This window comes from Chloroflexota bacterium (assembly GCA_013152435.1).
Classification (GTDB): domain Bacteria; phylum Chloroflexota; class Anaerolineae; order DUEN01; family DUEN01; genus DUEN01.
Genome location: JAADGJ010000048.1, coordinates 1 through 13,893 on the forward strand (window position 1 = coordinate 1; position 13,893 = coordinate 13,893).

At 64.1% G+C, this 13,893-nt stretch carries 9 protein-coding genes; 3 read left to right on the forward strand and 6 right to left on the reverse strand.

All coding sequences use genetic code 11. The annotated features are described in order from the left end of the window. Positions 1-505: 505 nt before the first annotated feature. From GXP39_06020 to GXP39_06030, 3 genes are all read left to right on the forward strand, one after another. Complete coding sequence (locus tag GXP39_06020; protein ID NOZ27596.1) at positions 506-1,696, forward strand: aldo/keto reductase; 1,191 nt, start codon at positions 506-508, stop codon at positions 1,694-1,696. A gap of 243 nt (positions 1,697-1,939) precedes the next feature. Next, entirely contained in the window at positions 1,940-3,526 is a 1,587-nt protein-coding gene (gene aroB, locus GXP39_06025) for a 3-dehydroquinate synthase (protein ID NOZ27597.1), read from the forward strand. Between the two features lie 602 nt (positions 3,527-4,128). Then, positions 4,129-4,920 carry a DUF3891 family protein gene (locus tag GXP39_06030; protein NOZ27598.1) on the forward strand — a complete coding sequence of 264 codons (792 nt, stop codon included), beginning with the start codon at positions 4,129-4,131 and terminating at the stop codon, positions 4,918-4,920. A gap of 12 nt (positions 4,921-4,932) precedes the next feature. On the opposite strand, the gene GXP39_06035 is transcribed toward GXP39_06030, so the two are convergent. The 6 genes from GXP39_06035 to GXP39_06060 form a co-directional block, all read right to left on the reverse strand. Further along, positions 4,933-6,705: an AI-2E family transporter gene (locus GXP39_06035; protein ID NOZ27599.1), complete on the reverse strand. Its 1,773-nt coding sequence runs from the start codon at positions 6,703-6,705 to the stop codon at positions 4,933-4,935. A gap of 292 nt (positions 6,706-6,997) precedes the next feature. After that, on the reverse strand, positions 6,998-7,558 hold the full coding sequence (gene lepB / locus GXP39_06040; protein ID NOZ27600.1) for a signal peptidase I: 561 nt from the start codon (positions 7,556-7,558) through the stop codon (positions 6,998-7,000). A 281-nt stretch (positions 7,559-7,839) separates the two neighbouring features. After that, a complete protein-coding gene (locus GXP39_06045; GenBank protein NOZ27601.1) occupies positions 7,840-10,062 on the reverse strand; it encodes a polyribonucleotide nucleotidyltransferase in 2,223 nt (740 codons plus the stop codon). Positions 10,063-10,426: 364 nt separating this feature from the next. Then, positions 10,427-10,696, reverse strand: coding sequence for a 30S ribosomal protein S15 (rpsO, locus tag GXP39_06050; protein NOZ27602.1), 270 nt, complete (start codon positions 10,694-10,696; stop codon positions 10,427-10,429). Between the two features lie 139 nt (positions 10,697-10,835). Next, the gene (rlmD, locus tag GXP39_06055) at positions 10,836-12,101 is read right to left on the reverse strand and encodes a 23S rRNA (uracil(1939)-C(5))-methyltransferase RlmD (protein NOZ27603.1); all 1,266 of its coding nucleotides are present in this window, start codon (positions 12,099-12,101) and stop codon (positions 10,836-10,838) included. A 103-nt stretch (positions 12,102-12,204) separates the two neighbouring features. Continuing rightward, positions 12,205-13,434, reverse strand: a complete 1,230-nt coding sequence (locus GXP39_06060) for a Glu/Leu/Phe/Val dehydrogenase (GenBank protein ID NOZ27604.1) — start codon at positions 13,432-13,434, stop codon at positions 12,205-12,207. Positions 13,435-13,893: the final 459 nt, after the last annotated feature.

Genomic DNA, 13,893 nt, shown 5'->3' on the forward strand with positions numbered 1-13,893 from the left:
ATGATGACGAGGTAAAGGCGGAAACGGGATGGGAGCGTGCTTCTGCGCCCCCAGGGAGGCCCGGAGGGGGATCCTCCGGGCCTCCGCTTTTTCATGCTGCCGGGCGATTTCTCCACCTCCCAGCCTGCCTTTACGAACGCATCGCCGGCCCCGGCCTCAAGCTTGAGTCCGGCGATCTCCGCCTCTCCAGCGAAAGCAAAACAGCCCCCCATCCGGGACGGGGAGCATGAGCGAGGCCGCAGGGCTTTTTCAAAGTCAGTGATGGAAATCGGGATGGCAGGAACACCCCGCGTGTCGCCCGACGCAAGACATTCCCTTGATCATCGACCGAGGGAAAACGGCCCTCATCCCCCAAACCCCCTTCTCCCGCCGAGCCCGGGAGAAGGGGGCTCAAGGGCGAGATCGCCCTCGACTTGCCGAGGCGTGGGAATCAAGCTATATTGTACATCGAATATGAGCATGCTGGACCGTGTGCGTAACCCTGGACATGTGAGGAGGAAAGGTCATGCAGTATCGTCACTTCGGCAAGCTGGACTGGCGACCTTCAGCGTTGGGATTCGGAGCGATGCGCCTTCCGACGACGGACCCGGAAGACCGTGCCAAGATCGATGAGGTGCGAGCCACGCGCATGATCCGCTACGCGATCGACCACGGGGTCAATTATGTCGACACCGCCTACCCCTATCACAACGGCGAGTCGGAGCGGTTCCTCGGGCGGGCGCTCAAGGATGGCTACCGGGAGAAAATCCACCTGGCGACGAAGCTGCCGATGTGGGCCATCGAGACGACGGCGGACGCGGATCGCATCCTGGACGAGCAACTGGGGAAGCTGCAGACGGATCATATCGACTTCTATCTCTTCCATGGGCTGCGCCGAGAGCGATGGGAGCTTATCCAGCGACTGGACCTGTTGAGCTGGGCGGAGAAGGTGCAGGCCCAGGGCAAGGTTCGCTACCTGGGATTCTCGTTTCACGATACCTTTGACGTGTTCAAGGAGATCATCGACGGCTACGAGGGCTGGACCTTCTGCCAGATCCAGTACAACTACATGGATATCGAGAACCAGGCGGGTATGCAAGGATTGAAGTATGCGGCCTCAAAGGGGCTGGCCGTGGTCGTCATGGAGCCCTTGCTCGGCGGCAGGCTGGTGAACCCGCCGGATGCGGTACAGGCGGTATGGGACGAGGCCCCCGTGGTGCGAACGCCCCAGGAATGGGCCCTGCTCTGGCTGTGGAACCAGCCGGAGGTCTCCGTGGTGCTGAGCGGCATGAGCACCATGGCCCATGTGATCGAGAACGTGGCGGTAGCCGGGTGGTCTGGCGTGGGCAAGCTATCAGAGGAGGAGCTGGCCCTGGTGGATCGCGTCCGAGCCACGTACCAGGCGCTGTGCCCCATCCCGTGCACCAAGTGCGAGTACTGCCTGCCGTGTACGGTGGAGCTGAACATCCCCCGCCTGTTCGACATCCTGAACCAGGGCGCCATGTTCGGCCGCCTGGAGGAGGCCCGCCAGCAGTATCAGCGCCTCTCCCCGGAGGAGCAGGCCGCGGCGTGCATCCAGTGCCAGGAGTGCGAGGCGAAGTGCCCCCAGTCGATCCCCATCAGCGAGTGGATGGTGCACGTCCACGCCATCCTGGGAGAGGGCGAGGACCTGGCCATCCACGTGGCCGAGATGAGCGGTCAAACTTTAAGCGGGTGAAGACCAGTCCCCGATCGTTCCGTAGCCTGGCGAGGGCAATTTCGCGAAATTGCCCTCGCCAATTGTTATCCTCGGGGGACGACGAATGGGCGGCGAGGATTCCTCTATTTTGGATACACGACCGCCCGAGGCGTGCCCTCTTCGCTGGCGGCCGGAATTTGTTGTATAATGTCCCTCGACCGGCCGTTCTTCGACGAGAAGGCGGGTGATATGGCGACAAGAGGAATGAGGGTATGGCGCAAGATGGATGAAGACCGAAACATTATCCTGACCGGCTTCATGGGTACGGGAAAGACGACCATCGGGCGGCTGATGGCCCAGCGGCTGCGCCGCGAGTTCGTGGATATGGACGCGGTCATCGAGGAACGCACCGGCATGAGCATCCCGCAGATCTTCCAGGAGCAAGGGGAGGAGGCATTTCGCCGCCTGGAAAGCGAGCTCTGCCGGGAGCTGGCGGCCCGCTCCGGGCTGGTCATCGCCACCGGCGGCGGCGCGCTGGTCAACGCCGAGAATCGCGCCACCCTGGGCGCCACCGGCGATATCATCTGCCTGCGCGCCTCCCCGGACGTCATCATGGCCCGCGTGGGAGCCAGCACGAACCGCCCCAAGCTGGACGGCACCGACCGACGGGCGCGCATCGAGGCGTTGCTGGATGAGCGCGCGGCCGCATATGACGCCATCCGATTGCAACTGGACACCAGCGAGCTCTCCCAGGCCGAGGCGGTGGAGCGCGCTCTGGCGCTGGTCTGGGGACTGACGGAAGCCCGCCGCCTGCCCGTCCAGGCACCGGGCGGATACATGTACGATATCGTCCTGGGAGAGGGCATATTGGACCAGGCCGGGGAGCTGCTGGCCCGGCGGCTCACGCCCGGCCTCGCTGCCGTCGTCACCAACCCGGACGTCGGCAAACACTGGGCGAAGCCGCTGGTCAAGGCGCTGCGAGAGGCCGACTTTCGCCCTGTCGTGATCGAGATCCCGGAGGGCGAGGTCCATAAGACGCTGGACACCGTTCGCTCCGTCTACGAGCGCCTGGTGGAGGCCGGCCTCGACCGCCGCAGCCCGATCATCGCCCTGGGCGGCGGCGTGGTGGGCGACATCGCCGGGTTCGCCGCCGCGACCTACCTGCGCGGCGTGCCCTTCGTCCAGATCCCCACGACGCTGCTCAGCATGGTGGATGCCTCCGTCGGCGGGAAAGTCGGCGTAGACCTCCCCCAGGGCAAGAACCTGGTCGGCGCCTTCAAACAGCCGGAGATGGTGCTGATCGACCCGCTGACGCTGCGCACGCTGCCGGCCGCGGAGTTCCGCGCCGGATTGGCCGAGATCGTCAAGCACGGCATCATCGGCTCACCGGAGCTGTTCCGCCAGCTTGAAGGGCGCGGGCCCGCCACCCTCACATCCCTGATCGCCGACGCCGTGCGGGTGAAGATCGAGGTCGTAGAGGAGGACCCGTTCGAGCGAGGGCGGCGCGCCGTACTCAACCTGGGGCACACCTTCGGTCACGCGCTGGAGAGGCTGTCCAACTACCAGATGCGCCACGGCGAGGCGGTGAGCGTGGGGATGGTGGCAGCGGCCCATCTATCTGCTATCCTGGGGCGTTGCGAGCCCGCGCTGGTGAACCGACTGACGCATCTGCTGAGGCGGCTCGACCTGCCCATTCAGGTCCACGGGCACACGGCGGAAGCGCTCTATCAGGCGATGAGGACGGACAAAAAGCGGGCAGCCGGCCGGCTGCGCTTCGTCATACCGGAGGACATCGGCCGGGTGGTCGTGACCGACGAGGTGACCCAGGCGCAAGCCCTGGACGCCCTGCGCGCCATCGGCGCCACCTGAGGATGTGTCTGAAAAACACACCACGAAGCCACTAAGACACCAAAGCGTGTCTGGGAATTTACCGGCAAGGTGCCTGAGGGTCTCCCTCAACGGCCAGCTCCACAGGGGGAGGTGTGGAGGGGGCCTCCCCTCCACGGCAAACTCCGCTTTTCCGGCCTGCACCTGCCTTTCTCGGCCCTTCCCGAAGGACCCAGGCCGAGGCCGGGCAGGTCGAAAGCGGGAGAAGGACTTTCTCCGGAGGAGCTCCCCACAGCAGAAGCAACGGCATTTCCCAGACACACTCTTAGTGATCTTCGCTTAGATAAAGCAACTTTTGAGTCTCAGTCCTCAGGGAATCGCGAGTTCCATAGGGGCAACTCGCCGAGTCACCCCTTGGAGTTTGGCCTCTTTCTTTGAGCCCCCATATCTTGGTATGGGTAGCGAAGGGCAGTGCCCTTCGCTACCCATAAGGCCAAACCAGAGGGAGCACTCACCGAGTCACTCCTACAACTTATCCGAAACAAATGACACGGTCGCTTGTTCCCTTTACCATGCGAAGATCAATAGTGGCTCCCATCGCATTTTTCAGACACACTCTGAGCGCCCTGTAAGGAGACGGCAACATGCTGATACGGGAGACGGAAACCGGATTGACCGTCATCACCCAGCCGGGGCACGCCTGGGTAGCGGCTCAGCTGGCGGCCCATTGGGGAAACGAGACCTTCGCCCGGCCGGAACCCTGGCCAGACGTCATCCTCGCCATCGCGATCCACGACAACGGCTGGACGACATGGGAGACGCTGCCGGAGCGCATGCCGGATACGGGACGCCCCCGGGATTTCATGCACATGCCCGTCTTCGAACACCTGCACATCTGGCAGCAGTCCATCATCCAGGCGAAGGTACAAAGCCGCTACGCGGCGCTTCTGGTCAGCCTGCACGCCATCACCCTCGCGGAATGGGCCCTGGCGGCGCTCGAGGAGGACGAGGAGGATCGATTCCTTCGACGTAACTTCGTGGACACGCAGAGGAACTTCCAGGAACAGCTACGCGAGGAGCTGGCCAGGGACCCGGCCTGGGCTGCATGGGTCAAGCCCGACCGACTCGAGACGAACCTGCGCCTGCTCAAAGTGTGCGACGAGCTATCATTGACCATCTGCGACGGCTGGAAGCTTCCACGGCGGATCGAAAACGCCCCCCACACCGGGCTCGGGGACTTCACCTCGCTGGAGGTCAAGCGAGCGGCTGACGGGGATTTCGTCATACAGCCCTATCCCTTCGACACATCCCCGCTCATCCTTCACGTGGAAGAGCGCCATCTCCCGTCCAAAACCTTCCCCGATGACGAGGCATTGCAGGATGCGCTGATGATGGCCCCCACGCAGACGTGGACGTTCACCATCTCCCAGGGATAGCGCATCCGGGGATCACAGCCAGTCCAACAGATCGAACACGGAATCCACCACCAGATCGGCGTGCTCCAGGTCGTCCCGCTGGCCGAAGCCGGAGAGGACACCAATGGCCAGCGCCCCCGCAGCCTGTGCCGCGGCGATGTCCACTGCGGTGTCCCCCACCACGGCACAGCGCTCCACATCCACGCCCAGCTCCTGCGCGGCGTGGAGGATCGGGCCCGGATGCGGCTTCAGGCGCGGGTAGTTATCCCGTGCCACGATCACCTCCACGTAGTCCTCCAGCCCGTTCTGCCGGACGAACTCCTGTGCCTCCGCCAGCCGGCGGGTGGTCACGATCCCCATCCGATAACGCTCGCCCAGCTGACGAATCGCCTCCACCGCGCCCGGGACCGGCACGAACGCCTCCGCCGAGGGGTATCCCAGCATGCGGTGCAACCGCTCGATCCAGTCCAGCGCCCGCTCATCCATCGATCGCTGATCCAGGAGGGCGATGGCCATGCTGATCGGCCCCTCCAGCCGAGCCAGCCACCAACGCACCACCCGCTCCGGGTCCAGCGCCGGGATCACCCGTTTCAGTGGGGCGATCCGCATCGCCCACACCCGAACCAGCTCCTCATCCGTCTCCACCAGCGTGCCATCCAGATCGAACAGCAACGCCTCGACCGCCCGGCCGCGCAGCAGGCCGCGCCATCGCGTCTCCAGATCCGGGGGCGAGGGCAGCGGCTCAAAGGGCTCCTGGTCGAGCAGCTTGGCCACCACATACCCGGTGATCACCCGCAGGGAGGCGATGGTGGGAGAGGCCAGCAGGATCCCCAGCACCCCGGCCACCCGGGCCCCCGCGATCAAGCCGACGAACACCACCAGCGGATGGAGCCGAACGCGCCGCCCCACGAAGCGCGGGATCAGGATCACGCCGTCCAGCTGGAAGACGGCGATGAACAAAGCGGCGACCAAAACGGCAAACCACAGATTGCTCAGAGGGAGATAGCTCGACCCCTGGAAATAAGCCACGAGGACGGTCAAGACGCCGGCCACCGTGGGCCCGATGGAGGGGATCAGCTCCATGGCACCGGCCAACATGCCGAAGGCCACCGCGTTGGGCATCCCGATGATCGAGAGCGCCACGGACAGGAAGGTCCCCACGATGATGCCGACGGTGAGCTGCCCGCGCACAAACGCATCCCAGATATGCGCCAGCTCCTGCGCCAGACGCACCATCTCGCCGCGATAGGCCACCGGGATGTGATCGACGATGTACCCGATGATGATGGAATGGTCCTTGACCAGCCAGAAGGAGACGACGAGCACGAAGACCAGCCACAGGAGGCCGGAAGCCACTCCGAAGACCAGCGTCAGCGCGCTGGTGGCGAACGGCGAGAGGACGGCCTGCAACGCGCCGCTGAGCTGATCGTAAAGGGAGGACAGCTCGATCTGGATGCCGGGGAACAGCACCAGCGGCTGCTGCATCCGCTGCCCCATCTCCTGCGTCAGATCGGCCAGCGTGCCCACCAGCGCGCGCACCAGGCCGACCACCCGGGGCGTCAGCAGGGCGGGCGCCAGGATCAGCAGCACCAGGAAGGCCACATACACGCCGATCACCACGGCTGTGCGCGGCCAGCCGGTACGCCGAACGAGCCAACGGACGGGGATGTTCAGGAAATAAGCGAGGATAATCCCGACCACCAACGGGCCGATGATCTCTCCAAACTTGGAGATCATCCAGGCCATGGCCGCCAAGCCGCTGATGACGACGATCTGTTTGGTGAGCGGACTCCAACGGGGTGACATGGGCTAACAGGGTGATAGAGAATCAGGCAGCGATTCAGGACGCAAATCATGGAGACGCGGGGGGATCACGCCTGCAGGGCGACGATGGGTCACGGGCGCCTCCAGGCTGCTCTCGCACCCGGCCGGACGGGAGCGCCGGCCCGGGGGCCGACACCGCTATGGGAATTCACATTCGCGGATCCAAAGCTCACATCCGGCCGTGAACTGGACCGGCCGATCGGCAGCGACAGCTTTTCCGCTGCCGCCGCCGAGAAACCCGACATCAGGCCGAGCATCCACGCCCGGCCCGACCTCACTCCACGAATCCGATCATCGAGGGAGGCCAATAGGAAAGCCAGGCACGCCCAACGATGTCCTCGATACGTACCGGGCCGAACACCCGTGAATCGTTGGACGCCGCCCGGTTATCGCCCAACACGAACACGCTCAGCGGCGGGATCACCCGCGGCTCGTAATTCTCCGTAGACCGATATGTGACATACGGCTCGTCCAGCGGCTTGCCGTTGATATACACCACACCATCGCGGATCTCCACCGTCTCTCCCGGCAAACCGATCACCCGCTTGATCAGTAACTCACGGCTGTGTCCCGGCAGGTGCAGCACGACGACGTCGCCGCGCCGTGGGGAATGAAGGCGATAGGAGATCTTCTCCACGACCAGGCGCTGATCGGTGTGGAGGTTGGGCTCCATGCTCTGCCCGTAGACGCGCGTCGCCTGTGCCAGGAAAAGCTGAATCACCAACGCGATCAGGATGGCCGGGATGACGGTCTCCATCACCTCCCGAAATGCGCCCCACAGACGGCCACCGCACCCGGGTCGCGACGATGGCTGTGCTGTCGACGTAGTCTGCATGTTTTCCGTTCCGCTCATAGATGACCTCAATGCACTAAGATTTTCCACCATGTGGAGGAAAGGCAGCAGCCAGGGCACCGCCCCGGCTGCCTCTATTGTACCGCAAACATGCAGTTTCCGTCCTAGGCCGATAGGCTCACTCCCGAAAACTCGTCCGTCGGGAATCCCCTATCCCCGGGTTATCGTCCCTTAGAAAATTCACCGACAAGGTGCCTGGGGGCATCCCTCGGCTGCGTGCTCCACCGGGGGAGGCACGGCGGCGCCGTGCCCCCACTCTACCCTTAGCGATGGCGACCTCGCCCGCCGCGACCGCTATTGCCTCCCGAGCGACCTCCACCCGAGCGCCTGGAGGACGACCGCCCGCCGGAGCGACCGCCACGCGAGCCGCCACGATCCCGCTCTCGCGCCTCTTCAGCCGTCCATCCCTCTAGAACGGCCTGGCGTGATAGCCGGATCCGGCCGGTGGGATCGATATCCACCACCATCACCATCACCTCATCCCCCACCTTGACGACGTCCTCCACGGACGCCGCCCGGTAGTCGGCCAGCTGGGAGATGTGCACCATACCATCCACGCCCGGCAGGATCTCCACGAAGGCGCCATAGGGCTCCGTGCGCACCACCCGACCGGTATAGATCTTGCCGATCTCCACGTCCTCGGTCAGCGTCTCGATCATGCTCACGGCTGACTCGCTGGCGCTCTCATTGGTGGCGGCGATGTAGACGGTCCCATCCTCCTCGATATCCACCTTGACGTCGTAATCCTCCTGGATCTTCCGGATCACCTTGCCACCAGGGCCGATGACCTTGCCGATCTTCTCCGGATCGATCCGGATGGTGATGATACGCGGCGCGTACTTGGAGAGCTCCTTGCGGGGCTCGGGGAGCACCTCCAGCATCTTGCCCAGGATGAACAGGCGCCCCTCCCGAGCCTGGGCCAGCGCCTCCGCCATGATCTCGTAGGGCAGCCCCTTGATCTTGATGTCCATCTGCAGGGCGGTGATCCCGTGCTCCGTGCCGGCGACCTTGAAATCCATATCCCCCAGGGCGTCCTCCATGCCCTGGATGTCGCTCAGCACCACGTATCGCCCACTGCCATCGGTCACCAGGCCCATGGCCACGCCCGCCACCGGCGCCTCGATGGGCACGCCGGCATCCATGAGTGCCAGCGTGCTGCCGCAGACCGAAGCCATGGACGTGGAACCGTTGGACGACAGGACCTCCGACACCAAGCGAATGGTGTACGGGAACTCGTTCTCCGGCGGGATCATCGGCAGCAGCGCCCGCTCGGCCAGGGCGCCATGCCCGATCTCTCGCCGCTTCGGGCCACGCAGCGGCCACACCTCGCCGGTGGAATAGGGCGGGAAGTTATAGTGATGTAGGAACCGCTTGCTCTCCTCCGGGCTCAAGGTGTCCAGCAGCTGCGCGTCTCGCGGGGTCCCCAGGGTCGCAATGGTCAGCACCTGCGTCTCGCCCCGCATGAAGAGCCCACTGCCATGCACGCGCGGCAACACCCCAACCTGGCACGAGATGGGGCGGATCGTCTTGGGATCCCGGCCATCCGGCCGCACGCCCTCGTCCAGGATGCGCTGCCGCACGATCTCCTTCAGCACATCGTCAAACACGTTGCTGATCGCCAGCGGGTCGAAGGTCTCGCTCAAGGCCTCAACGACCTCTTCCCGCAGCGCATCCAACGCCTCGGAGCGCTCATGCTTGGGCAGACCCTGCCGCAGGATCTCCTGAATGCGGTCGGCCACGCGCTCCCTCACCGCGTCCTTCGCCTCCGGCGGAGGCAGGAAGGGCGTGTAGGTCATCTTGGGCTTGCCCAGGGCCGCGGCCATCTCCTTCTGAAGCCGGATCACATCCTGCATCGCCTCATGGCCCAGGCGCATGGCCTCCAGCATCAGATCCTCGGGGATCTCATGGGCGCCCGCCTCCACCATGAGGATGGCATCCTCGGTGCCGGCCAGACGGAGATCCAGCGTGCTGTGCTCCATCTCCTGGAGGGTGGGGTTGATGACGAACTCGCCATCGATATACCCCACACGCACGGCGCCGACGGGCCCATCGAACGGGATATCGGAGATCATCAGAGCCGTCGAGGCGCCGATGATGCCCAGGATGTCCAGATGAGTCTGTTGGTCCGCTGCCAGCGCGGTGAGGATGATCTGGACGTCGTTACGGAATCCCTTGGGGAAAAGCGGGCGCAACGGCCGGTCGACCAACCGGCAGAGCAGGATCGCCTCGTCACTGGGGCGCCCCTCCCGTCGGAAGAACGAGCCGGGGATGCGGCCCGCGGCGTAGAGGCGCTCCTCAAAGTCCACGCTCAAGGGGAAGAAGTCGATGCCCTCTCGAGGGGTTTTGGCGGCGGTGGCGGTGCACAACAGCACCGATTCTCCGGACTGAATGAGCACAGCGCCGCCCGCCTGCGGCGCCAGTAGCCCGGTCTCGATGATCACCTCATGATCACCGAGCTTTGCAGTGAAACGCTTTGAATCTTTCATTTTTCCCTTTCCCTTCCCTCCGGCCCTTCGACACAACCTGGCTACACGAAAACCCGTGGCCATAGACAGCCACGGGTGCCTGGTGCTGTCCAGAGGTCAGGGACTGGCGACTGGTGCCAAGCGTTACGCCTGGACAAACGCTTCGACGGCACGATTGGCCTCACTCACCAATTCCTAGACCTCTCGACGGACCAGACCCTCACCAGGCTGTCATCGGGCCGGATGTGATATTAGGATGACTATGACCGCCAGGGATCTCAGGCGCTCATTGACCCGGACACCCTTTTCGGCCTTCTCTAATACAAAACGAGTAGATGGGAGCTTCCCGCCGCCACATCTACTCGCTCGCTCTCCCCCAGCCGGCCTACCGACGTAGACCCAAACGCTGGATCAGCTCACGATAACGTTGATAGTCCTTCTTCGCCAGGTACGCCAGAAGGCGGCGGCGTTGCCCCACCATCTTCAACAGGCCCCGGCGAGAATGCTCATCGTGCTTATGCACCTTGAGGTGCTCGATCAGGTTATTGATCCGTGTGGTCAGAAGAGCAACCTGAACTTCCGGTGAACCCGTATCCGCTTCGTGTACGTGGTATTCCTCGATAATCGCCTGCTTCTGCTCTTTCGTCAGAGCCACTTTCCTCTCCTTTCATTCAAAGCCAGAGCACCGCTGGAATACCAGAGGCGCATGCCCCAGCCCGAGTCAGCGTCTTAAGTATAGCATAATGCCCTTCTCCGGGCAAATTCAATGGACGATCTCCCCCTCTCGCTCCACATCACTCACGCACCCACAGGCTCACCGACTCGATATGGAACGTCTGGGGGAACATGTCCACCGGCTGCACCTCCATCAGACGATATCCCCCCTCCTGGAGGTACGCCACATCCCGCGCCAGCGTGGCCGGATCACAGGAGACGTACACGATCCGACGCGGCGCCAGCCGGGCCAGCTCCGCCAGGGCCTGTTTCCCCACGCCGGAACGCGGCGGGTCCACGACCACCAGATCGATGGGCTCCGCCAACACGGTCAACACCTCCTCCACAGGCCCCTCATGCAACTCCACCTGCTCCGGATCCCAGTCACGAGCATTCCAGGCGAAATCCTCACAGGCCGACGGGCTCTCCTCAATGCCGATGAGGCGGTCTACCCGGCCCTTCATCGCCAGGCCGAACAACCCCACGCCGCAATACGCATCCAGCAGCGTATCGCCGGGCTCCGGCTCCAGATAGCCCTGGACCAGATCGACCAGGGCCTGGGCGCCCGCCGTGTTCACCTGGAAGAAGCTATCCGCCGAGATGCGATACTCCCGACCGGCCACCTCCTCCGTGATGTACGGCGGCCCGATGAGCGGCTGAACCCGTCCATCCCGCGTCAGGAACGCACAGGAGACCGACAGATCCACCTCAAGCTCGGGCAGCTCGTCCCCGCGCGTCTCGAACATCACCAGCGCCTGGCCGGTGGTCACGCCCACGCGCAGGGTGATGCGACGGAGCCATCCGGCCAGCCCGGCCGCCGGCTCCTCCTCATCGCCGAGCTGCAACGCCGCGTGGAGTTCGTCCAGCAGCGGGTGCAGGAGCAGACACCGATCCACGGGGATGATCTCACGGCTGCCCGCCCGGCGGAACCCCAGTTGCCCATCCCGATCGATGGCAAACTGCACGTGATTCCGATAGCCGAACGGCTCGCCCACCGCCAGTGCGGGGCGAACCGGCGGATCGCTCAGATGCCCCAGACGGCGCAACTGATCGATCACGATCTCCCGCTTGAGCGCCAGCTGTCGCTCGTAGCGGATATGCTGCCACTGGCAGCCGCCGCACATGCCCGGGCCAAAATGCGGACACGGCGGCTCCACGCGATCCTCGCTGGCGGCCAGCACCTCCACCAACTCGGCGCGCGCCCACCGTTTGTGCTCCTCCACCACACGGGCCTGCACGCGCTCGCCGGGGAGCGTATACGGCACGAAGATCACCTTGCCCTCATGACGGCCCAGCGCCTCTCCCCCATGAGCGATCCCCGTCAGCTCTAACAAGATCGTTTCCATGCAATCCGCCTATGACATAAAGATGGGGCGCAGACGTTGCGCCCCCAATGGGGCAGCCCTTGTGGCTGCCCCAATAGCAGCACCTCTCGGACACACCCCGGCTCTAGGGATAGATCCCTCGCAGCATGATCGCCCGGACCACCCGATCGATGGCCAGGACGTTGGCGGCCAGCCGGTTGTGCACCTTCTTCTTCTCCGCCATCGCCACCACGGAGTCGAACGCCCGGTTCATGACCTGCTCCAGATGGCTGTTCACCTGGTCCTCATCCCAGAAGAAGAACTGGATGTCCTGCACCCACTCGAAGTAGGACACGGTGACGCCGCCCGCGTTGCACAGGATGTCCGGGATGACGAAGATGCCACGATCGAAGAAGATGTGATCCGCCTCGGGCTCGGTGGGGCCGTTGGCCGCCTCGGCGATGATCTTGGCCTGTACCTTGTCCGCGTTCCCCGCGTGCAGCTGCTTCTCCAGGGCGGCCGGCACCAGGATATCGCACGGCAGGGTGAGCAGTTCCTGATTCGTGATCACATCCGCGCCGGGGAACCCAACCACGGAGCCGCTCTCCCGCTTGTGACGCAGCACGGCGACGGGATCCAGCCCCTTGGGGTTATAGATCCCCCCCTTGGAGTCACTCACCGCGATGATCTTGGCCCCATCCTCGTGCAGCAGCCGAGCAGCGATCGATCCGGCGTTCCCATACCCTTGCACCACAACGCTCGCGCCCTCCAGATCCAGGCCGATCTTCTTGGCCGCACGCCGGACGCAGAACAGGGTCCCCCGGGCGGTCGCCTCATTACGTCCCAGGGAGCCCCCCAGCTCGATCGGCTTGCCCGTCGTCACCCCGGGGGTCACATGTCCAACCCCCATGCTGTACGTATCCATGATCCAGGCCATCACCTGAGGGTTCGTGTTCACGTCGGGGGCCGGGATATCCCGATCCGGGCCGATGATGATCGAGATCTCGGCAGCGTACCGGCGGGTCAGGCGCTCGATCTCTCGTATCGAAAGCTTCTTGGGATCACAGACGACGCCGCCTTTGGCGCCGCCGTAGGGAATGCCCACCACAGCGCACTTCCATGTCATCCACATGGCCAGCGCGCTGACCTCTTCCATGGTCACCTGCGGATGATAGCGAATGCCCCCCTTGGCAGGCCCGCGAGCCGTGGAGTGCTGCACACGATAGCCGGTGAACACCTGCAACTCCCCATCATCCATGATCACGGGGAAATTGACCATGAGCACACGTTCGGGGACGCGCAGCTTCGCGAGGTAGCCATCGGGGATATCCGCATCCAGATAGGCGACGGCCTCATCGAACTGCTGTTGCGCCATCTCCAAAGGGGTGAGATCCTGCGAGGAAGTTCCATCGCCCGTCGCCAAAGCCGCCGATGATGTCGACGTCCGATCAGACATGCTATCACCTCCTTGTGATCTTCGGAGAGCGCCCCGCGAGACTGCCGGGATTTCTCCCACACGCGGGGAGGACATCTCCTATGGCTGATGCACCGCCACACCCGTATTGTACCACAAAAACGATTTCACCGGTGTGATCTGGTATAGGGAATCCGGGCCCATTCCCCGCAGGCATCCACTCAAGCGAGTGGGGCTTCCACGCTCCACCCGCGGCAGCGTGGGAGCTGCCGCTGCTGACTTCACGCGCCCTGGGTTCCCGTCAAGACCTATCCCCCCACCCGGTAGGACCTTTTCAAAGTCCAACGTCCATATTGGCATACATGGCGCCTGCAGGGACGAGGCAAGGTGTCGTGTCTGTATACGCGTCTTCTCGGTTTC

Bases quoted from the DNA above. Each gene is read 5' to 3' on its own strand.
- GXP39_06020 (NOZ27596.1), top strand. From the start codon at position 506: ATGCAGTATCGTCACTTCGGCAAGCTGGACTGGCGACCTTCAGCGTTG.
- aroB (NOZ27597.1), top strand. From the start codon at position 1,940: ATGGATGAAGACCGAAACATTATCCTGACCGGCTTCATGGGTACGGGA.
- GXP39_06030 (NOZ27598.1), top strand. From the start codon at position 4,129: ATGCTGATACGGGAGACGGAAACCGGATTGACCGTCATCACCCAGCCG.
- GXP39_06035 (NOZ27599.1), bottom strand. From the start codon at position 6,705: ATGTCACCCCGTTGGAGTCCGCTCACCAAACAGATCGTCGTCATCAGC.
- lepB (NOZ27600.1), bottom strand. From the start codon at position 7,558: ATGCAGACTACGTCGACAGCACAGCCATCGTCGCGACCCGGGTGCGGT.
- GXP39_06045 (NOZ27601.1), bottom strand. From the start codon at position 10,062: ATGAAAGATTCAAAGCGTTTCACTGCAAAGCTCGGTGATCATGAGGTG.
- rlmD (NOZ27603.1), bottom strand. From the start codon at position 12,101: ATGGAAACGATCTTGTTAGAGCTGACGGGGATCGCTCATGGGGGAGAG.
- GXP39_06060 (NOZ27604.1), bottom strand. From the start codon at position 13,434: ATGGCGCAACAGCAGTTCGATGAGGCCGTCGCCTATCTGGATGCGGAT.